This is a genomic window from Aerolutibacter ruishenii (genome assembly GCF_007830115.1).
Lineage (GTDB): Bacteria > Pseudomonadota > Gammaproteobacteria > Xanthomonadales > Xanthomonadaceae > Aerolutibacter > Aerolutibacter ruishenii.
Window position 1 is genome coordinate 1 of the sequence record NZ_VLKP01000020.1, and the last position, 20,259, is coordinate 20,259.

General features: G+C 67.2%; 16 protein-coding genes. 8 read left to right on the forward strand and 8 right to left on the reverse strand.

All coding sequences use genetic code 11. The annotated features are described in order from the left end of the window. The 5 genes from IP93_RS15200 to IP93_RS15220 form a co-directional block, all read right to left on the reverse strand. On the reverse strand, window positions 1-270 hold a 270-nt coding region (locus IP93_RS15200; protein WP_158636359.1), incomplete at its 3' end, for a transposase. Further along, window positions 260-1,648 (reverse strand): DUF1156 domain-containing protein, encoded by a 1,389-nt coding sequence (locus IP93_RS15205; protein WP_144817119.1) that lies wholly within the window; start codon window positions 1,646-1,648, stop codon window positions 260-262. The genes IP93_RS15205 and IP93_RS15200, both read right to left, overlap by 11 nt. Before the next feature lie 10 nt (window positions 1,649-1,658). Then, window positions 1,659-2,279, reverse strand: coding sequence for an NYN domain-containing protein (locus tag IP93_RS15210; RefSeq protein ID WP_144817120.1), 621 nt, complete (start codon window positions 2,277-2,279; stop codon window positions 1,659-1,661). 223 nt (window positions 2,280-2,502) lie between these two features. After that, on the reverse strand, window positions 2,503-5,976 hold the full coding sequence (locus tag IP93_RS15215; RefSeq protein ID WP_242006894.1) for a helicase-related protein: 3,474 nt from the start codon (window positions 5,974-5,976) through the stop codon (window positions 2,503-2,505). 258 nt (window positions 5,977-6,234) lie between these two features. Next, window positions 6,235-8,250 (reverse strand): site-specific integrase, encoded by a 2,016-nt coding sequence (locus IP93_RS15220; protein ID WP_144817124.1) that lies wholly within the window; start codon window positions 8,248-8,250, stop codon window positions 6,235-6,237. Between IP93_RS15220 and IP93_RS15225 the strand changes: the two genes are divergently transcribed. Beyond that, window positions 8,249-8,431 (forward strand): hypothetical protein, encoded by a 183-nt coding sequence (locus IP93_RS15225; RefSeq protein ID WP_144817126.1) that lies wholly within the window; start codon window positions 8,249-8,251, stop codon window positions 8,429-8,431. The genes IP93_RS15220 and IP93_RS15225 overlap by 2 nt on opposite strands. A gap of 40 nt (window positions 8,432-8,471) precedes the next feature. On the opposite strand, the gene IP93_RS15230 is transcribed toward IP93_RS15225, so the two are convergent. After that, window positions 8,472-9,116 carry a trimeric intracellular cation channel family protein gene (locus IP93_RS15230; RefSeq protein ID WP_242006895.1) on the reverse strand — a complete coding sequence of 215 codons (645 nt, stop codon included), beginning with the start codon at window positions 9,114-9,116 and terminating at the stop codon, window positions 8,472-8,474. Window positions 9,117-9,266: 150 nt separating this feature from the next. On the opposite strand from IP93_RS15230, the gene IP93_RS15235 reads away from it, so the two are divergent. The 5 genes from IP93_RS15235 to IP93_RS15255 all read left to right on the forward strand — a co-directional run bounded on the left by IP93_RS15235 (window position 9,267) and on the right by IP93_RS15255 (window position 15,799). Then, the gene (locus IP93_RS15235) at window positions 9,267-9,809 is read left to right on the forward strand and encodes an HdeD family acid-resistance protein (protein ID WP_144817128.1); all 543 of its coding nucleotides are present in this window, start codon (window positions 9,267-9,269) and stop codon (window positions 9,807-9,809) included. A gap of 63 nt (window positions 9,810-9,872) precedes the next feature. Further along, the gene (locus IP93_RS15240) at window positions 9,873-10,727 is read left to right on the forward strand and encodes a bile acid:sodium symporter family protein (RefSeq protein WP_144817130.1); all 855 of its coding nucleotides are present in this window, start codon (window positions 9,873-9,875) and stop codon (window positions 10,725-10,727) included. Continuing rightward, complete coding sequence (locus IP93_RS15245; protein WP_144817132.1) at window positions 10,724-12,475, forward strand: SulP family inorganic anion transporter; 1,752 nt, start codon at window positions 10,724-10,726, stop codon at window positions 12,473-12,475. The genes IP93_RS15240 and IP93_RS15245 overlap by 4 nt, the downstream gene beginning before the upstream one ends. Further along, window positions 12,468-14,159 (forward strand): SulP family inorganic anion transporter, encoded by a 1,692-nt coding sequence (locus IP93_RS15250; RefSeq protein WP_199747246.1) that lies wholly within the window; start codon window positions 12,468-12,470, stop codon window positions 14,157-14,159. The genes IP93_RS15245 and IP93_RS15250 overlap by 8 nt, the downstream gene beginning before the upstream one ends. Beyond that, window positions 14,156-15,799 (forward strand): arylsulfatase, encoded by a 1,644-nt coding sequence (locus tag IP93_RS15255; protein WP_144817133.1) that lies wholly within the window; start codon window positions 14,156-14,158, stop codon window positions 15,797-15,799. The genes IP93_RS15250 and IP93_RS15255 overlap by 4 nt, the downstream gene beginning before the upstream one ends. Before the next feature lie 24 nt (window positions 15,800-15,823). On the opposite strand, the gene IP93_RS15260 is transcribed toward IP93_RS15255, so the two are convergent. Together IP93_RS15260 and IP93_RS15265 are read right to left on the reverse strand one after the other, a co-directional pair. After that, window positions 15,824-17,737, reverse strand: coding sequence for a M48 family metallopeptidase (locus tag IP93_RS15260; protein ID WP_144817135.1), 1,914 nt, complete (start codon window positions 17,735-17,737; stop codon window positions 15,824-15,826). 4 nt (window positions 17,738-17,741) lie between these two features. After that, on the reverse strand, window positions 17,742-18,323 hold the full coding sequence (locus IP93_RS15265) for a LemA family protein (RefSeq protein ID WP_242006896.1): 582 nt from the start codon (window positions 18,321-18,323) through the stop codon (window positions 17,742-17,744). Window positions 18,324-18,408: 85 nt separating this feature from the next. On the opposite strand from IP93_RS15265, the gene IP93_RS15270 reads away from it, so the two are divergent. Beyond that, window positions 18,409-19,806 carry a serine hydrolase domain-containing protein gene (locus tag IP93_RS15270; RefSeq protein ID WP_144817137.1) on the forward strand — a complete coding sequence of 466 codons (1,398 nt, stop codon included), beginning with the start codon at window positions 18,409-18,411 and terminating at the stop codon, window positions 19,804-19,806. A gap of 226 nt (window positions 19,807-20,032) precedes the next feature. Beyond that, on the forward strand, window positions 20,033-20,259 hold a 227-nt coding region (locus IP93_RS15275), incomplete at its 3' end, for a transposase family protein (RefSeq protein WP_144815540.1).

The following is a 20,259-nucleotide window of genomic DNA, read 5'->3' on the forward strand; positions in this document are numbered from 1 at the left end:
CCGGCGCTCACGCGGATCGGCCGCCTTGCGCCCGGGTGCTTGCGACTGCAAACCCTCCAAACCATGCTCGGTCTGCTGCTTGCGCCAAGCAGAAAGCTGGGCGGCATAGAGGCCATTGCGGCGCAGCCAGGCCCCCTGCTCGCCGTGAGCAAGGGCGTCGGCTTGGGCCAGAAGGCGCAACTTCTCAGGCGCACTGAAGCGGCGCCGTGTCCGCTTTTCCAGTTGCGGATCGGGAGCAATCTCGGCCGTGGTGGGTGAATCAGGGGACATCGGTGTACTCCAGCAGCGGAGCCCATTTGTTATAGATAAAAAACGAGGGTAGCTGTTGGGTCGCATGTTGACACGTAGGGAGGGCAACCAACTGCCGGTCCGTGAACAGCTGACTGAACTTCGTCAAGCCATACACGAAGCAAGTGCCTCCACTCAATCGAGAAGGAACATCCCCTTCAGGCTGCCAGGTAGAGACGGCGGAGCTCGCGATCACTTCCATCGCATCATCCGGCGAAAGATAGACGCGCCCTTTCGCTCCCTCTGCCACTACAGCCATTAGACGAGAGCCCATGCGGCCAGCCTGGCCTTCAGCCTTGATGTAGTCCCCAGGTATAGGTGTACTCGACACGAGGCAGTTGAAGTTTGAGCCTCGACCAGCTGCCTTAGTGCCATTTGCCGCAGTAACTGGTGGCTTCACACCATCTTCAGATACCACCACTTTGAAACGATAATCGCCACCCCCAACGATTGGTTCGACCCAAGCCTGCTTGCCGGCCATCGTTGAAAGTAGATACGTTGAGGCCAGCGGCACCTGCACGCTGGAGTAAGCCGGATTGGGGCTGCGCACCGTACGCGCCCACAGCCAGGCGATCACGGTCAACTTCTGGCCGACGTACTGCTTCAGGTCCGGCCGGGTCTTGGCCATCTCCGCGGTGATCTCCACCGGCGGATATAGATGGCCGATGCGCTTCTGCGCTTCCTCCCGCATCCAGTGCCCATACCGGCGCACGTCCTCGGCCAGGCCACGCGCACCGGACCAGTCTTCCGCCATCTTGGTCTGCTTCTCGCCGGCCGGCACCGGCCCCACAGGCCTGCGGCCGGCGAACTTCGGCGGGATCTCGATCATCGCCTTGTTGATCAGCACCGCCACCGGGTTCAGGTCGCTGGCATGGCTTTCCAGGCCCAGCCGCTGCGCTTCCAGCGGGATGGCGCCACCACCCGCGAACGGGTCATGGAAGGCAGGCAGCTTGGCCGGGTTGAACAGCTCGGCCGCCTGCGGGTGCTTCTTGTTGAGTTCGCAGGTCTCTTCCCAGCTCTTGCGGATCTCCGCCCGCGCCCGTGCCAGGACTTCCTCGTTGTTGGTGTTTTCCCACTTCACCAGCTCGCGGATGATGTCGAACAGGCGCTCGCGCTCGCGCGTGGCCTCCTTCTTGTTCACCCCGCGGGTGAAGCCCTTGCCGGTCTCGTAGCCCGGGTCGTTGACCATCTGCGCGAACAGCACCGCCCGCGCTGCCGCCAGCGGCCGCCGCGCCCACCACAGATGCAGCGTGCTGGGATGGCCATGCCGGATCGATTTCTCGCGCGCCGCGGCAGCGTTGATGTCGTCGAGCGGGAGCGCGACTTCGATGAGCTTCTTGGGTGTCTTGATGGGATGCATGCGGTTCAGATCAGTTCCAGGACGCCGGGCGACTGAGGACGAAGCCGTCCGGCTTGGTGATGGTGTCGGGCAGTTGGCTGTCCTGCAGCTTCTTGCGGCCAATGGTGAAGCACGCGTTGGCTGCGGCAGCGAGCTTGGTGGAATGGCGCGCGGGCGGGCTGGCGATGATGATCCGCTTGGCCGGGAAGCGCGCACGCACGGCTTCCACTGGCGGCACCAGGTCGCTGTCGGCGGAGATGATCATCGCCGTGTCGAAAGCATCGTCCATGGCGTCGGCCAGCAGGCGCACCGCAATGTTCACGTCGGTCATCTTCTCCTCCGCCTGCTGCCACTGCGCACCACAGGCACGGCACTGCTTTGGCTTGCTGAGGTAGTGGCCGTAGATCGCCTCGACGCCGGCCAGGGTTTCCACGGCTTCGAGGTAGGTCTGCTGGCGCAGGTGCTTGTCCGGGTCGCCAGGGCTGGGGCTGATCCGGGCGCTGAAATACCGCACGCCTGCCAGGGTCTGCCACGGCTTCATCAGGTTCTGGATCAGCAGCTCCGGGCTCAGCCAGTAGTAGCGGCGCAGGCCACTGTCGCGTAGGCCGAAGAACAGGTTGAAGCCGTCGATGTAGCCCACTACCCTGTTCATGTTCTGGCCTCCTTGCCTGTTGACAGGCCGTCAAGCCTTGACAACAATGCGCCTACCCCGTCGGGGATAGCATCCCCGGCCCGACGCCCCGCAAGGGGCGTTTCTCTTTTGTAGCCTCGCAGGCCATGAAAGACAGCCCCGCCGGAGATAGCATCTCCGGCCCGACGCCCGCCTCGTGCGGGCGTCTCTGTTTCTGGCGCAGCACGCCGTGCCGCCGCGAGGCTCATGCCTCACTCCCATGACGCGTGGCGCGGGCCAGCAGTTCGGCCAGTTCCAGGTTCTTGCTGACCTCCGCCCAGTCCGGCGCCTGCGACACCGGGCCTTGCAGGTAATACGGGCCTTCGGTGCTGTCGTCCTCGTTGACCAGGACGATGGCCAGCCAGAACTGGTCGGGCTTGTTTAGCGCAGCGATGATCTCGTTCTTGGTCAGTGTGATGGTGGTCGCGCCCTTGGCGCGGCCCTTCACCTCGATCAGGCGATCGTCGGGCAGCGTAGCGCCGGTCGGCGGCACGGCCGAGGTGATGTCCCAGCCACACTTCTCCGCCGACACGTCGCGCGGGCTGTACCCCATCGCACGCTCTGCTGCGGCAACGGCTTCCATGGCCAGTAGTTCGATGCGCGAACGCGCAAGCGGATCGACGCTGTGGACCGCTGGCGTGGCGGCAGGCTGGCCGGTCTGGAACCAGCCGGTCGGCACGACCAACGCACCTCCCACGATCCTGGGCGTGGCCGGCACGATATGGCGCTGGGCTTCCAGCTCCTGAAGGCGCGCAGATCGCCGCGCGGTCAGCTCCTCGGCCCGTCGGATCAGGTTGTCCGGCTGAACCCTGGGCTGCTTGCCTGCTCGTACTTCCTCCTGCAGCGCGATGGCGCGATGGGAGAGGAAGTTGATCTCGCGGGTCAGACGCTCATGCACCGCTTGGCTGACTCGATCAATGTGGCGCAAACGGCGGTCGCGCACGGCCGACAGGTGCTTGGGCACCAGCTGCCCGCCAGCCCATTCCAGCGCCCGCTGTTCGAGGCCCTGGTCGAGCCATGCCGCATCGAGCAGGGGCTTGACCTGGTCAGCCTCCGCTTCGGTGGCCGGGCGCAGATCCAGGTGCGGCGCCCAGCCTGCGAAGGTGGCTTCGCCATTCGGCGCGATCCGCAGGAACTGGACCTCGCGCGACACCGTGCGCTCGGAGTCGCCCGTTCCCTCTCGCACCTCGTGGTCCACCATCAGCAACAGGTGCGGCTCGGTGCCCAGGTCGGTCGGATCGACCAGCACGCTGCCCTGCTTCAAGGCCGGCAGGCGCGCTTCCAGAGTCATATCGATGACCGCGCCCATCAACGGATGCGCCGGATGGATCAGGTCGGCCATCGGCTTGTTGAGCAGGCGGATGTCGCCCTTCTCGAAACACACGCGCGCGTACTTCGGCAGCACCGGCTGGCGGGTCTGGCCGATGCGGCGGTCGCGCTCGCGGATCGCCGCCGGTACGTGCGGCAGCTCGTAGCGGCCTTTCTCGCGCAGGCGGGCATCGCTGCCCAGTTGCTCGAAGGCTTTCAGGAAGAAGGCGCGGATGAAGTGCGGTTGCAGCTTGCGCGCCTCGGCCTTGTCCATCTCTTCCTTGATGGCATGCAGCGCGTCCAGCCCCATCTGGTTGTCCACCAGCGCGTTGCGCCGGAAGATCTCCTTCAGCTTCTCGGAGTCCAAGCTGTTGTCGATGACCTTGAACAGGTCGCGCTGGACGTCCTCGCGCTCGCCGTAGCGGATGGCCTCCCACAGCAGGTCTTTCAGCGGCTTGCCGGTGAACGCCTCCCCCAGCACGTCGAACACGCGACCACCCAAGGCCAGGCGCTCGATCTCGATCTTCTCGAACAGGCGTTGGAACACGGCGCCCTCGCGCGTCTTGTCCGCCACCAGGTTCCACAGGTGGCAGATCTCGCGCTGGCCAATGCGATGGATGCGACCGAAACGCTGCTCCAGCCGGTTCGGGTTCCAGGGCAGGTCGTAGTTGACCATCAGGTTGGCGTTCTGGAGGTTGACGCCTTCTCCTGCCGCATCGGTGGCCAACAGCACCTGGACGTCCTTGTTCTGGCGGAACTCCTCCTGCACGCGACGCCGCTCATCGCGATTGGTGCCGCCGTGGATCTGGACCACTGATTGCGCCCTGCCCAGCAGGCCACTGATCTTGGTATTGAGGTAGTTCAGCGTGTCGCGGTGCTCGGTGAAGATGATGATCTTCCGCCGGTTGCCGTTGGCATCGAACATCAATGCGCTGTCTTGCAGGATCTGCGACAGCTCGCGCCACTTCTGGTCGTTGCCGCTGTCGTACAGCGCCCGCGCTTCGGCTTCCAGCGAGCGCAGGGTGAACAGTTCAGCCTCCATCTCCGCGAGGGTGTCGGCGGTGCTGGCCTGCTCCACCGCTTGGTCGGCGACGTTCTCGAAGTCCTCAGGCGACAGCTCGTCCTCGGCCTCGTCCAGGTCGTCGGGCACGTCGATGGCCACCACCTTGCCGTAGGCCGGGCGATCCTCCCCGACCCGATTGCCGCGGGCGATCAGCTTGGCTTCCTCCAACCGCTCTTCCAGCCGCTTGCGACGGCGCAACAGCGACTGGTAGATGGCGGCCGGGCTGGATGCCAGACGGCGCTGCAACATGGTCAGGGCGAAGCCCACGCTATTGCGCTGCTTGCCATCCAGTTGCTCGGCCCGGTTCCACTCGTTGCGCACGTAGTCCGAGACGTGCGCGTACAGCGCCTCCTCGGCAGGCGACAGGTCGTAGTTGGCGGTGTAGGCCAGGCGCGGCGGGAACAGCTTGGTGCCGTCGAACTTGAGCAGCTCTTCCTTCACCAGGCGCCGCATCAAGTCGGACACGTCCACGCGCGTGGCGCCTTCGCGGAACTTGCCGTAGAAGCGGTCGCCATCCAACAACGCCATGAACAGCTGGAAGTCTTCTTCCTTGCCGTTGTGCGGCGTGGCCGTCATCAGCAGGAAGTGGCGGGAGATCGAGCCGAGCAGCTCCGCCAGTTCGTAGCGCTGGGTCTTCTTGACCTCGCCGCCGGAGAAGCTGGCGGCACACTTGTGGGCCTCGTCGATGATGACCAGGTCCCAGTGCGACGCGCGCAGCTTTTCCTTCAGGTCGTCGTTGCGCGCCAGCTGATCCAGGCGCGCGATCATGCGGTCGGTTTGGGTGAAGGCGTTGCCGTTGGCGGACAGCTCCTGCTGCTCACGACTGAACAGAGTGAACTCCAGGCCGAACTTGTCGCGCAACTCGTCCTGCCACTGGCCGGACAGCGAGCCCGGCGACACCACCAGGATGCGCTGGGCGTCGGAGCGCATGATCAGCTCACGGATCAACAGGCCGGCCATGATGGTCTTGCCTGCACCGGGGTCGTCGGCCAGGACGAACCGGAGCGGCTGGCGCGGCAGCATGGCCTCGTACACCGCCGAGATCTGGTGCGGCAGCGGCTCTACGTCCGAAGTGTGGACAGCCATCATCGGGTCGAACAGGTGGGCGAAGCGGATGCGCAGCGCCTCGGCGGCCAGCTGGAAGGCCTCGCCGTCAGCGGCGAACGACCAGGGGCGTGTGGCAGTGGCCTCGGCCAGGGACGTTTCGTCGTCCCGGAACAGCATCCGCTCGCCGATGACCCCTGCCGAGGACCGGAACACAAGGGTGATGGCGTCCTGCCCGCCGGGCGCTACGGCTACGACTTCCACGGGGCCAGCGGGATCCACCCCAACCAGCCGCTGCCCCCTGGCGATGTCCTCGATCTTCAACCCACCGGTCCCCTATATCTATGGAGTGCCATTCTAGATGGCGCATGAGACGACGGGGCGTCTCAGACTAGACCGAGACACGCCACCTGATGCCGTCTTAGCCCGTTGATACCAGCCAACGGTATCAACGCTTGAGATCATCGCCGGGGGCACCCGCACCTGCAATCGAGCTGGCCACTGACCCGGCCCGTCGCTTGGCTACTCGCGGGTGCTTGCCTGCTTCTGCAGCGCCGCGATCAACCCTTGCCGAGTCTCCTCGTCGAGCCCTTCGATCAGCCGGACCAACTGGTCCTGCTCATCGGCGGCACTCTTCTGCTGGGTGGCCGCGCGCAGCTTGTTGGCCACGTTGGCTGGGGTCGTGTGGTAGTAGTGCATGACCATGCCCAGGGTCTTGTGGCCGGAAAACCGAGCGGCGTCCTGCGGCAACAGCATCCCTGTGATTTCGGTCATGCGACTGTGGCGCATGCTGTGAAGCTTCTCGTTGCGGATGCGCGTGATCTGGGCGGCCAGTAGACCTGCCTGCTCCTGGTCGCCTTGCCGTTCGGCTTCTTCCAGTCGCCCTTCCAGCTTCGATACCGCGCGGTCGCGCAACCGCGACCAGGCGGCCGTCAGCTTGTCCCGCGAGCCACCGAACACCCGACCCTTCAACCGCCCCGCCCGCAGGTCACGCGCCAGGTCGTCCGGCGTTCCCAGGTCGGCCATCAACTGCTCACGCACCGTGCGCCGTGCCCGCATGCGCTCCCGCTCGGTCGCAGTCTCCCAGTCGCCATCCAGCGCAGCGCGCGCGCGGTCGTCCAGCTCACCCGTCATGGCGCGCTGAGCGAGCACCCAGGCACGGGCGAGCAGCAAGGGGCGCACGCCGTCCTCCGTTTCACTGCCGCCCACCAGCAACGGGATTTCAATGTCAGTGGGCTGGCCGGTCGGCGTCTTGACGTCCCGCAGCAGGGCGACCCATTCCCGATCCTCGGGCGTGCGTTGCAGCCGGGCTTCCTTGGGAGGGGTGATGTCGCGCCATTCCAGCTTGTGGGCGTTTCCGCGCCGAGCAGCCGTCGCCCTGCACCAGTACAGCCCAGCGACGGTGGTGGGCTCGATGACCTTGTCCGGGTTCCGGCAGGTCGTGTGGATCTGCCCCAGGATCAGCGCCCAGTCCTCATCGGTGATGATCTCGGGGCTCTTGGACTTCTCCGGCTGCTTCCACTTGATCCCGTCGGTCGGCAGCGCATCGTGCGGCCACCAGGCACGCTCAACGCGCTCCATGCGGCCGTTGAGCTTCTCGAAGGAAGGGCGGCGCCTCCACACGTCGCGTCCCCGGCGGTAGACCCGAACAAAGCAGACCATCCGTCGGTTGGCGGTGTTTTGCGCCACCCGCGTGGCCATGTCCTTGGCCACGTCTTCCAGCTCCCGCTTGCCCACGGCGGTGGGGTGATAAGACATGATCCCGTGGGCCTGCTCCCGCAAAACCTGGACGGCATGGTCCCGATCCCATTTGGCCGCCGCCCACTTCGTGTCGAGCACCTGGGCGCCCATGCGGGGACGGTTGAAGGGTGCGGGGATGGGTGGCGACTTCTGCCGCTTGGGCGGGTCGTAGGTTTCCCCACGCTTCGCTGCGGCGCGCCTGAGCGCATCCTGTTTCGTTGTCCACGTGGTATCGACCACGGACACACCCCGCGGCAATCCACCATCCAGCCGCTGGCAGGTTTCCGCCTCAGCCTGACGATAGATCCGCAGCCACTCTGCCTTCATGGGGTCGCGGCACTGCGCCTCTTCGTGCTCGATCCGGGCGGCTCGCTCGCGCGGGCTTTCGGGTTCGTGGTCCAGCAGTGGCACCACGTCCCAGGTCGTCCAAGTCTTGCCCTTCTCGCGTGCATCGTGGGCAACTCGCGTCAGGGTGGCGTCGGCGATGTACTGGGTGAACCAGTACCCCAGCATGTCGTCCTGCTCGTCCTGGCGCAGGCCGGCGTCCTGGCCATGGATGTCCTTGGCTTCGAGGTTGTCGGTACGCCAGCGCCGAACCGCTTTCAGGACGGCCGCCTCGGTCGCCTGGGAGTCGCGGGTGTTCGTGAAGTACGGCATGGAGCCGGAGTTTTTCTGCGCACCGCCCGGCAAGGTGATCTTGGCCAGCAATGCACCACCGCTGCCGTCTGCCCAGACACGCTTGTAGATACCCTGCTCGACGCGCTTCCAACCGTCCTTGCGGGCCTTCTTCTTTGTCATGATGGTGACCTCTGCAAACCACCCGGTACGGGCGCACGGCTTCCAATATCCTTCCAAACCGGCAGTTGGAAGATTACAGGTATTTGATTTGCAAGGGGGATATTTTATTTACAGTCGCAATACCAACGCGCCGACGATCATGATTGCCGAGCGGGCGGCGGACCTGATCAAAGCCGGGTAAGCGCCGTTTTGGGCGGATATCGGCTGCGTCACGAAGCCGCTCAGTGGGGCGTGCCGGCGACCGGCAACTGCCATCCCCGTCGGATTCCGATCATCCGCAGGCCGAAGCAGACCACACCCCCTACCACAGCGCTGGCGAGAACGGGGACCCGCAACAGGCCGCCGGCCACGACGCAGGCGGCACCGGCGAGCGCCGCAATGGCATAGAACTCCGAGCGCAGGACGGCGGGAATCTCCCGGACCAGCACGTCTCGCACGATGCCGCCACCGATACCCGTCATCATGCCAAGCAGCGCCGCTCCCAACGGACCCGCCCCGTACAACAGCGCCTTCTGCGTCCCGGCCACTGCGAAGAACGCCAGGCCGACGGCATCCATGACCCGGACGGGATCGCGCAGCTTCTTCACGACGCCGGTACAGAAGAACGCAAGGCCGCCCGCAGCGACCGAGACCGCGAGGTAGCGCCAGTCGCGCAGCGCCACCGGCGGAACAGTGTCGATCATCACGTCGCGGCCGACACCGCCGGCGGTGGACGCCGCGTAGGCAAGCAGGAGTACGCCGAACAGGTCGAGACGTCGTCGGATGCCGACCATCGCCCCACTCAGGGCGAACGCAAACGTCCCGCCCAGGTCCAGGCAGAGCACGAGGGTACGGTGCAGCTCGGTTACGACTTGTTGTTCGGTCACGGCAAGCGCCTTGGTTGAACCCGATCGAAGCCGGTCGCAGAATGCAGCCGGGACCGCTTGCCGTCGAGTGGTGTCGCGCTTGAATGGCCTGAGGTTGCGGTTCCGGGTAAACCCGATGCTGTTCCGTCCACCCACTGGAAGGAGTGTTGCATGAATGCCGCAAGCGAATCGAAGGGAAATACGGGCACCGGCACCGGCTGGTTGCTTGCCTGGGGCGTACTGCTGATCATCGCTGGAGTGCTGGCCGTGATGATGCCGGCGTTCGCCGCACTGGCGACTGCCATGATGTTGGGATGGCTGCTCGTGCTGGGCGGGATATTCGGGATCGTGCATGCGGTACAGACGCGTGCCCTGGAGGGATTCGGCTGGAGGCTGACCTCCGGCATCCTGATCCTGCTGCTGGGCATCCTGGTGCTGGTCATGCCGATGGCGGCGGTGGCCTCGCTCGCCCTGCTGGTCGGCAGTTTCCTGCTGGCCGGCGGCATTGTGGGCTGCGTGTTCGCGTTCCGGCTCAAGCCGATGAAAGGCTGGGGCTGGGTATTGTTCGATGGCCTGGTGTCGATCGTGCTGGCGGTGCTGATCATGATCGGCTGGCCGCAGAGTTCGGTCGCCTTCATCGGCCTGCTCACGGGCTTCTCGCTGATCTCCAACGGCGTCGCGCGCATCATGTTGCGCAACGCGCTGCGTCCCTGATCTGCGGCGTGGGCCGTTCACGGCGACCCCGGTCGCCGTGAACGGCCGCGCGGAGGCGCTCGCATGAACGAGATCATCGGCACCCTCAACCAGGCGTTCACCCTGGCCTTCGTGGTCACCAGCATGTTCGGCCTTGGGCTGGGCCTGACGGTGCGCGACCTGCTGGCACCGCTGCGCAACGGCAGGCTGGTCGCCGCGGCACTGGGGATCAGCTTCGTGCTGTTGCCCGCCCTGGCCTGGTTGCTGGTCCGGGTGTTGCCGATCGCGCCCGATCTCGGCATCGGCCTGATCCTGATGAGCGCGGTGGCCGGGGCGCCGCTGGCGATCAAGGCGACCCAGATGGCACGCGGCGACAATGCGGTGGCGGCCAGCCTGGTCGTGCTGCTGGTCGTTGCCACCGTGGCCTACCTGCCGTTCGCGCTGCCTTGGCTGGTGCCGGGCGTCGAGGTGGATGCCATGGCCATCGCACTGCCGCTGTTCATCCAGATCCTGCTGCCACTGGCCGCCGGGCTGTTGGTGAATCTTCGCTACGACAAGGAAGCGGAGTCTACCCGGGTGGTCATGGGCGAGATATCCAACCTCAGCCTGGCACTGATGCTCATCTTCAACCTGGCCAACGTGCCGCAGGTGCTCGACCTGTTCGGCAGCGGCGCGATCGGTTCCGCGCTGGCGATCATCCTGGTCGGCCTGGGCGCCGGTTACCTGCTCGGCGGATCCGCGCCGGAGGTCCGCAGGACCCTGGCCCTGGCCTCCGCGCAGCGCAACTACGCGGCCGCGTTCGTGATCGCGCAGGGCAGCTTCGCGGCACAACCCGATGTCTTCCTGATGGTGCTGGCGGCGTCGCTGATCAGCATGGGGGTGGTCCTTGTCGCTGCCGGCGAGTTCGGGCGGCGCGCCGGACGGGTGGCCGCGCCATGAGCGCGTCGGATCCTGTTGGCGAAGTCGCACAGAACGACCAGCCTGGCCTGAATATCCTGCGCGCCGCGGTGCGCAGGCGGCCGTGGCTGCGGCTGCCCAAGGGCGCGGCGCTGCGCCAGGACGCGATGGCCGGGCTCAGCAGCGCCATCAGCAACGTGCCCGACGGCATGGCCAACGGCGCGCTGCTGGGGGTCAACCCGGTGCACGGCCTGTACGGCACGATCTTCGGGCCGGCCGTCGGCGGTGCGCTCGTCAGCACGCAGCTGATGATGATCACCACGATGGCGGCGGCGTCGCTGTCGGCATCGCAGGCGCTGGGCGGGCTCACGGGCCAGGCGCGGGCGGACGGCCTGTTCGCCATGGTCCTGCTGGTCGGGGCGTTGCAGTTGGGGGCCGGGTGGTTGCGACTGGGGCGGTTCCTGCGCTTCGTGTCGTATTCGGTGACCCTGGGCTTCCTCACCGGCGTGTCTGTGCTGCTGATCCTCAACCAGTTGCCGGACGTGACCGGCCGCGACGCGCCCGGCGGCGTCACCGGCGCCGTGCAACTGCTGTCCGACCTCGGCTCGGTGCACTTGCCGACGCTGGCACTGGCAGCGCTGACCCTGCTGCTGGCGGTGCTGCTGCCACGCACCAAGGTCGGCCAGTACGGCCGGCTGTTCGCGGTGGTGGTACCGTCGCTACTCGCGCTGCTGCCTTTGTTCGCAGACGTGCAACTGGTCCGCGACACCGGCACCATCCCGAAGGGCCTGCCGCTGCCGTCGCTGCCGCCGCTGTCCGCATTCACACCCGGAGTCATCACCGGTGCGATCGCGGTTGCGCTGATCATCCTCGTGCAGTCGGCGGGCGTCGGCCAGAGCGTGCCCAACCCGGACGGCGCCCGGCATAGCAGCTCACGCGATTTCATGGCGATCGGCGCCGCCAACATGGTGTCGGGGCTGTTCCGCGGCGCACCGGTCGGCGGCTCGGTCAGCGGCACCGCGCTCAACGTGCTGTACGGCGGACAGTCGCGCTGGGCGTCGATCTTCGCCGGCCTGATCATGGCGGTCATCGTGCTCGCGTTCTCGGGCGCCGTCGGCGTGGTCGCCATGCCCGCGCTCGGCGCGCTGCTGATCCTGGCGGGCGTGTCGAGCATCAAGCCGCGCGACATCCGGCTCGTGGTCGAGGCCGGATGGCCGTCGTGGCTGGCGGGCGGCACCACTTTCGTCGCGATGCTGTTCCTGCCGATCCAGGCCGCGGTGGGATTCGGGGTGGTGCTGTCGGCGTTCCTCTACATCACCCAGGCCTCGACCGACATCTCGCTGGTCGAACTGGTCCGCCACGACGACGGTGCCATCGAGGAGCGCAAGCCGCCGGCCACGCTGTCCGCCCGCCAGGTGACCGTGCTCGACGGCTACGGACAGTTGTTCTATGCCGGTGCCCACACCCTCGAGCGCTTGCTGCCCAGGGTGGGCGGCGCTGAACGTCCGGTGGTGGTGCTGCGGCTGCGCGGGCTGGCTTCGATGGGCGCGACCCTGCTGGAGGTGCTGGCCCGCTACGCCCGTGACATCGGCAACGCCGGCGGGCGGCTGTACCTGAGCGGCGTCGACCCCGCGGCCCACCGCCAGATCGTGCGCACCGGGCGCCTGGACCTGCAGGGGCCGGTGCGGATCCACGAGGCGACGGCGTTCCGTGGGCAGTCCACCCGCGCAGCGGTCGAGGAAAGCGAGGAGTGGCTGGTATCCGTTGCCCAGGAGCCGGGTGATGGGTGAGGCGGCAGTCCCGATGCGTCCGGGCCGGGACTGGCGCAGCATCGTCCGCAAGGACGTGCCGGCCGGGCTGGTCAACGCGGTCATCAGCGTGCCCGACGGCCTGGCGTCAGCCGCGCTCGCCGGCGTCAACCCGGTCTACGGGCTGTACACCAGCGTGGTCGCGCCGATCGGCGGCAGCCTGCTGGTCAGCACGCAGCTGATGCAGATCGCGACCACCAGCGCCTCGGCGTTGGCGGCGGGCCAGGCCATCGCGGCCTACCCCGGGGCGCAGCGCGCCGAGGCCATGTTCCTGCTGGTGCTGATGGTCGGCGTGTTCCTGGCGCTATTCGGCGTGCTGCGGCTGGGCCGGCTCTCCCGCTTCGTCTCGCATTCGGTGATGACCGGCTTCCTCAGCGGCGTCGCCGCCGTGCTGGTGATGGACCAGCTGGCCCCACTGGTCGGCTACCAGCCCAGCGGCGGCAACGAACTCGTACAACTGGCGGACCTGGTCGCCCACGTTGGTCGGTTCGACATCGCCACGCTGCTGGTGGGGCTCGGTGCAATCGCGATCCTCCTCGGCATGCGACGCACCCGCTTCGCTGCCGCGGCTTCGCTGGTCGCGCTGGTACTGCCGTCGCTCGCGGTCGCCGTGTTCGGGCTGGGCAGCGTCACCCTGATCGACGACGTCAGTCCGATCCCGCGCGGGATGCCCTCCCCCGCGCTGCCGAATCTGACGCTGCTGGGGCCGCAACTGGTCGGCGCGGCGGCAGCGGTCGCGGTCATCATCGGGATCCAGGGCATCGGCGTGAGCCAGGGCGTCAGGAACCCGGACGGGACGCCCAACGATGCGTCGAAGGACCTGGTCGCGCAGGGCGTCGCCAATGCGGCAAGCGGCCTGTTTTCCGGAATCCCGGCCGGCGGCTCGGTCGGGCAGACCGCGCTGAACGTGGCCGTGGGCGCGCGCAGCCGTTGGGCCGGCGTCGCCGGTGGCGTGTGGATGCTCGCGATCGTGCTGATCTTCCCCGGGCTGGTCGGCCAGGTGCCGATGACGGTGCTCGCGGCGCTGATGATCATGGCGGGCGTGGGCGCCATCGACATGGGCGAGCTGCGCTCGGTGTGGCGCACCGGGATCGGTGCGCTGCTGCCGATGGTCGCGACCTTCGCCGCCACGCTGGTGCTGCCGATCCCGGTGGCCGTGGGCATCGGCGTGGTGCTGACCCTGCTGCTGTTCGTGGTGTCCTCGGCGAACGACGTGAGCGTGCGCGTCCTGAGCCGCGAACCGGACGGCCGCATCCACGAGTCCGATCCGCCAGCAAGCCTCCCGAGCCGCGCCACCACGGTGCTGGAGGTCTACGGCAGCCTGTTCTTCGCCGGTGCACGGCGGTTCGAGGAGCAACTGCCGGACCCTGCCGGCGCGGTGCAGCCGGCGGTGGTCATCCGCCTGCGCGGACGGCAGCGGCTGGGCGCCACCCTGATTGAAGTCCTCGACATCTATTCCGAGGCTGTCGAACGCGCCGGAGGCCGTCTGTATCTCGCAGGGCTGTCCGAAGACGCCGCCAGCCAGTTGCAGCGCAGCGGCAAGCTCGACCCCGACCGACGGGTCGACATCCTGCGCGCCGACGACGCGCTGGGAACCTCCACCGCACGCGCGGTGGACATGGCCAGCGCCTGGCTGGCCAACCAACACAGGAGGAACGACCCATGACCACGCAAAGCAAGCGCCCCAACGTCCTGCTCGTCGTCGTCGACGACATGGGCTATTCGGACTGCGCGCCCTTCGGTGGCGAGATCGCCACGCCGAACCTGTCGCGGCTGGCGGAGGAAGGCGTGCGCTTCCGCAACTTCTACGTGTCCTCGCTGTGCGCGCCCACGCGCTCGCTGCTGATGACCGGCGTGGACAACCACCTCAACGGCCTGGGCGTGATGCCGCCGATGCACTCGATGAACCAGTTCATGCAACCGGGCTACGAAGGCACGCTCAACGCCAACGTCGCGACCATCGCCGAACTGCTGTCGGATGGCGGCTACTTCACCTGCATGGCGGGCAAGTGGCACCTCGGCAAGAACGACGGCCAGCGACCCGAGGACCGCGGCTTCCAGCAGGTCTTCAGCTTCCTCGGCGGCGGCGCCTCGCACTTCGCCGACGCGCGCGAACTGGCGCCGAGCGAGGGACCGCATACGCTGTACGACGACAACGGCCGCGACGTGACCGACGCCCTGCCGGACGACTTCTATTCGACCACCTATTACACGGACCGGATGATCGGCTTCCTGCGCGAGCGGCCAGCCGATCGCCCGTTCTTCGCCTACCTGGCCTACACCGCGCCGCACGACCCGCTGCAGGTGCCGGACGAATGGCTCGACCGCTACCGTGGCCGCTACGACGGCGGCTACCCGGCGATGGTGACCGAACGCACCCGGCGGATGAAGGCGGTGGGACTGATCCCGCAGGACCTGGAGATCAACCCGGGGACCGGCCATTTCCCGGAGTGGGACGAGCTGCCGCCCGACGAGCAGCGCAGCCAGGCGCGCAAGATGGAACTGTGCGCGGCGATGATCGAGATGGCCGACGCCGGCATCGGCCAGGTGCTCGGCTACCTGGAGGAGACAGGCGCACTGGACGACACCATCGTGGTGTTCATGTCGGACAACGGCGCCAACCCGAAGGAGCCGCACTTCTACTCCGCCAGCACGCCGGAGCAGATCGACACCTGGTACGACAACAGCCCCGGGAACATGGGGCGAAAGGGCTCGTTCGTCTCCATCGGCGGCGCCTGGGCCGAGGCCTGCAACACCCCGCTGTCGTACTTCAAGCTGACCACCTCGGAGGGCGGTGTGCAGGTGCCGCTGATCGTCAAGGGGCCGGGCGTCGAGCGGCGCGGGATTGTAACCGACCAGCTGCTGCACGCCACCGACATCGTGCCAACGCTGCTCGACTACGCCGGGGTCGAGCGGCCAAAGGAGCGCAACGGCCACGTGCTCGCGCCGCTGTACGGTCGCTCCTGGCGCGCATGGCTGGAGCGAAGCTCGCGCCAGCCCATCCGCGGTTCATACGACCCGCTCGGCTTCGAGATGATCGAGTGCAAGGCGGTGATCAAGGGCGGCTGGAAGATCCTGTTCCTGGCGCCGCCATACGGGCAGAGCGAATGGCAGCTCTATGACTTGCGCGAGGATCCGCAGGAGCAGGTCAACGTCGCGGCGCAACACCCCGAAAAACTGGCGGAGATGCAGGCGGAGTGGGAGGCCTACGCGCGCTCGGTCGGCTACATCGAGGCCTCGGGCGACCGCGCGCTGGCGCACATGAGCCCCGAGGAGTTCTTCAGCCGCTACGGCATGGCGACGTGATCACGAGTTGAGCCGCCCGCCGGTTCAAACGGCTTGACTCGGTGCCGGTTGCAGCATCGGCGGCAGCGGGCAATGCAGCATCGCGCAGATGGTGCGCAGCAATTCCGCCTCGGCCACGGTGGTACGCCCGTCGTGGCTGATGGTCACCGTCAACGCTTCCACCAGCGCCTGCTTCCCCAGCGGGTACAGGGCGTCCAGCGCCACCCACACGTCATCCAGCGAAGTCACGCCCTGCGCACGCGGCAGGTAGGGCAGCGCATCGATCGGCAGCGCACGCTGGATGCCACGCAGGTACGCGTGGCGCGCCGTGTCCGCATCGGCATGCCCATGCTGCGCCACGACGGCCAGCAGGGTGGCGATTTCGCTCCGCACGGCATCCAGCTTGCTGCGGCCGAAGCGGGCATACCGGGAAGGATCCAGCGACTCGCGCACCTGCACCGTCAGCAGGCACGCCACGCAATACTCAAACAGCGACACCTTGCCATCGGCGTGGACCAGCGCATGGATCGCATCAAGGAACACGTCGAGTTCGGGCTTCGGCCGGCGCCGCAGCACCGGGAAGGCGATCGCGGCCAGGGGCAGTCGGTGCATCGGATGCAGTGTGGCCAGGGTCTGTTCGCGCAACACCTGCGCTTCTCCGGCGACGACCGCGCCCATCCGCGCGGCCACCTCGAACAGCTGCCGCTCACGGACCTCCGCATCCTGGTCCAGCAGTAGGCCGACCAACAGCGGCATCACGGATTCCCGGCGCGTGGCCAAGTCATGTATCTCCCGTGGCAGGGTTTCGACGATGGCGCCGGCCAACACGAAATCCTCGGCCTGCGGAGCGGCCACCTCGTCCACCACGCGGCCGGGCGCGAGCATGTGCTCCGCGTCGACGGCGGGCAATGCCGGGCTTGCATGCGGTCCGGCCAGCCCCAGCATGACGTCCTCCTCCAGGCCATGCGGTGGATGCAGCGTCCAACCGTGCGACAGTCGCGCCAGTTCGGTTTCGCCGAACGAGGGCTCCAACGCCTGGATGCGTTCGAGCAGGGGCGGATGGGTGGCGAACCAGCCACGTAATCCCACGCCGTCGCCGAACAGCATGTGGCTCACTTCCTCCGCGTCACCGCGTTGCGCGATCCGGGAGCCTTCATGCAGGCCTGCGATCTTCTTCAACGCACCGGCCAGCCCCGCGGTCTGCCGGGTGAACTGCACCGCCGACGCATCGGCCAGTCGCTCGCGGCTGCGACTGACCCCTGCCTTGATCATCCGCGCGAAGAACAGGCCCACGTAGCCGATCAGCATGGCCACGAGCGCGACCACCAGGACGACGACCGCGCCACTGCCGCGGCGACCGCCCCCGATACGGCCGTGTTCCAGCACCTTGCGGCCAATCAGGCCCACCATCAGGATGCCGAACAGCGCGCCGACCAGGCGGATGTTCAGCCGCATGTCGCCATTGAGGATGTGGCTGAACTCGTGGGCAATGACACCCTGCAGTTCGTCGCGGTTGAGTCGCTCGAGCGCGCCGCGGGTCACCGCGATGGCGGCATCGGCAGGCGAATAGCCCGCGGCGAACGCATTGATCGCCGCCTCCTGCTCCAGCACGAACACCTTGGGCACCGCTACGCCGGACGCGATGGCGATCTCCTCCACCACGTTGCGCAGGCGTCGCAGTGCCGGGTCCCGGGTGTCTTCGTTCACCTGCACGCCGCCCAGCTCCCGGGCGATGGCTTCGCCACCGCTTCCCAGGCTGCTGATCCGGTACAGCGACCCCAGCCCGATCACCGCCAGCGTACCGATGGCACCGGCCAGCAACGGTCCCGGCCGCGGGCCAAGGAACACCGCGATCACCGCTGTCACCGCGGCCACGATGCCGAGCACCGCGATGCCGAACAGCAGCAGGAGCCGACCCGACATGCGTCGGGCCTGGTCCTGGCGCTCGAAAAAGTTCATGTCCTCAGAACCGGACTTGCGGGGCCTCGCGCATCTGCGCCTTTTCGGCCGGAATCTCCAGCAGCGCCGCAGGCCCGAAGCGGAAATTGTTGGCGATGAGACTGGCCGGGAACACCTCGCGACGGTTGTTGTAGGCCATCACCGAATCGTTGTAGGCCTGCCGGGCAAAGGCGACCTTGTTCTCGGTGCTGGTCAGCTCCTCGGTGAGCTGCATCATGTTCTGGTTGGCCTTCAACTCCGGGTAGGCCTCTGCGACCGCCAGAAGCCGCCCCAGCGCCCCATTCAGCTGGCCCTGCGTACTCGCCAGCTGGGCCATCGCCGCCGGGTCGCCGGGGCTGGCATGGGCCGCGGCAAGGCCCGCCATGGCGGCGCCCCGGGCGGCGATGACCGCCTCCAGCGTTTGCCGCTCGTGCGCCAGGTAGCCCTTGGCGGTTTCCACCAGGTTGGGAATCAACTCGAATCGGCGCTGCAACTGCACGTCGATCTGCGCGAAGGCGTTCCTGAACGCATTGCGGGCCGCAATCAGGCCGTTGTACTGGCCCACCGCCCACACCACGATCCCGATCACCAATACCAACAAAATCATGAAGCTGACCATCATTGCTCCCCCACGTCCTTGAGAACGGCGCTATCATCGACCGAAGCTTGAGCATACGCAGGCGTTGCGAACGATGAAAGAACACGCACCCCGGCGGTCACGGACGACCTTGCGCATCGGCGCATCGGCCATCCTCCTCACCCTGACCCTGGGTTCGACAGCGCAGACGCCGGTGCACTGGCGGCAGACGCAGCCCAACGCCGCGTCTGCGGCACGCGCGGATGGTTCCAACCACGACCTTGCCCGCCAGCAGCATCGCACCACGTACGCCCGCCAGGCGCTCAAGCCGTTGTCCAGCGCGTTCGACGTGCGCCAGTTCGAGGCCATGGCGCAGCAGCTGGTCGCCAACCAGCGCGTGCCTGGCCTGGCCATGGCGGTGGTGCACAACGGTCGCGTGCTCAGCGCCCAGGGCTATGGGATCACCGACGTGAAGGCCGCCGAACCGGTGGACAGCCACACGGTCTTCCGGCTGGCCTCGCTGTCGAAGAGTTTCGCCGGCACCCTGACCGGGATGCTGGTCAACGACGGCGCGCTGCGCTGGGACAGCAAGGTGGTCCGCTACCTGCCCGAGTTCCGGCTCAGCGATCCGGAAGCGGCGCGCCACATCACCGTGGCCGACGTGCTCAGCCACCGCGTGGGCCTTCCGCACAACGCCTACGACCGCGAGCTCGAGGCCTACGCCGATTACCGCACGCTGACCCACAAGCTGGCCAACGCCCCGCTGAAGTGCCAGCCGGGTACGTGCTACAGCTACCAGAACATCGCCTTCAGCCTCGTGGGCGACATCGTGTTCGCGGCCACTGGTGACTTCTACAGCCAGGAAGTGCAGCGTCGCATCCTCAAGCCGCTGGGCATGAACGACGCCAGCCTGGGCTTGGAAGGCATCGAGTCGAGCGCGCGCTGGGCGAAGCCGCACGTGCGCGGTCGTTCGGGTTGGGTGTCCGTTCGGCCGAAGTCGACCTACTACCAGGTGGCTCCGGCCGCAGGCGTCAATGCCAGTGCCAGCGACATGGCGCAGTACCTGCTGGCGCACACCGGTTATCGCCCGGACGTGCTGCCGGCACCGCTGCTGGCGACGCTGCACCAGCCGCTGGTGTCCACCCCGACCGAGATCCGCGGCTCGTCGTGGCGGCGCACGCGCCTCAATTCGGCCAGCTACGCGCTGGGCTGGCGGGTCTACGACTACGCCGGTGAGCGCGTCGTATTTCACGGCGGTGCAGTGCAGGGCTACCGTGGGCTGATCGCCATGCTGCCCGACCGCGATTTCGGCGTCGCGCTGCTCTGGAACAGCGAAAGTTCACTGCCGTCGGGCCTGTTGCCGACCATCCTCGACCGCGCCGTGGGCCTGCCCCAGCAACGGTGGCTGGACGCGGATATCGAAGAGACGTCGTTGTACGTCGACAGCAGCGAGTTGCCGGCGACGTCGCCGGCAGGCGCGGCAGCCACCAAGGCAAGCGCTGCTCCGCGCTGAGGTCTTCGCCGGGCACGGGCAACCGATACCGGCCACACCGTTCCGGAACATGGAAAAGGCGAGCCCAGGTGGCTCGCCTTTTCCGTTTCCGACCCGGACTCCGGCCACACCGGTTCCAATAAAAAAAGGTTCTTCTCCCAACTGAGGGAGAGGCGCACGGCCGACCCGGCTAATTTGTGGTTGTCGAGACTACAAACAGGGGTCGGCCGTGGCCGAAGGGGATTGTATGGCCCAGCTGGGTGGCTGGGTGGGCTACCGGGTTGGGGAGTGGCGTCACGAGATGCGTGGGGCGCTGCGCTGGCTGGTGGTGGAGCTGGCACCAGAACCTGGAGTGGCGCGAACCTGCATGGGGTGTGGCGGCCGGGTTGAAGCGATCCACGACCGCACAATGCGCCGGGTTCGGGATCTGCCGGTGTTCGGAGATCCGGTTGAGTTGCGGCTACCGCGCCTGCG

Coding starts and splice junctions, on each gene's coding strand:
- IP93_RS15235 (WP_144817128.1), top strand. CDS start 9,267: ATGAATGCCGCAAGCGAATCGAAGGGAAATACGGGCACCGGCACCGGC.
- IP93_RS15210 (WP_144817120.1), bottom strand. CDS start 2,279: ATGAACAGGGTAGTGGGCTACATCGACGGCTTCAACCTGTTCTTCGGC.
- IP93_RS15265 (WP_242006896.1), bottom strand. CDS start 18,323: ATGATTTTGTTGGTATTGGTGATCGGGATCGTGGTGTGGGCGGTGGGC.
- IP93_RS15205 (WP_144817119.1), bottom strand. CDS start 1,648: ATGCATCCCATCAAGACACCCAAGAAGCTCATCGAAGTCGCGCTCCCG.
- IP93_RS15245 (WP_144817132.1), top strand. CDS start 10,724: ATGAGCGCGTCGGATCCTGTTGGCGAAGTCGCACAGAACGACCAGCCT.
- IP93_RS15255 (WP_144817133.1), top strand. CDS start 14,156: ATGACCACGCAAAGCAAGCGCCCCAACGTCCTGCTCGTCGTCGTCGAC.
- IP93_RS15260 (WP_144817135.1), bottom strand. CDS start 17,737: ATGAACTTTTTCGAGCGCCAGGACCAGGCCCGACGCATGTCGGGTCGG.
- IP93_RS15250 (WP_199747246.1), top strand. CDS start 12,468: ATGGGTGAGGCGGCAGTCCCGATGCGTCCGGGCCGGGACTGGCGCAGC.
- IP93_RS15220 (WP_144817124.1), bottom strand. CDS start 8,250: ATGACAAAGAAGAAGGCCCGCAAGGACGGTTGGAAGCGCGTCGAGCAG.
- IP93_RS15270 (WP_144817137.1), top strand. CDS start 18,409: ATGAAAGAACACGCACCCCGGCGGTCACGGACGACCTTGCGCATCGGC.
- IP93_RS15240 (WP_144817130.1), top strand. CDS start 9,873: ATGAACGAGATCATCGGCACCCTCAACCAGGCGTTCACCCTGGCCTTC.
- IP93_RS15225 (WP_144817126.1), top strand. CDS start 8,249: ATGATGGTGACCTCTGCAAACCACCCGGTACGGGCGCACGGCTTCCAA.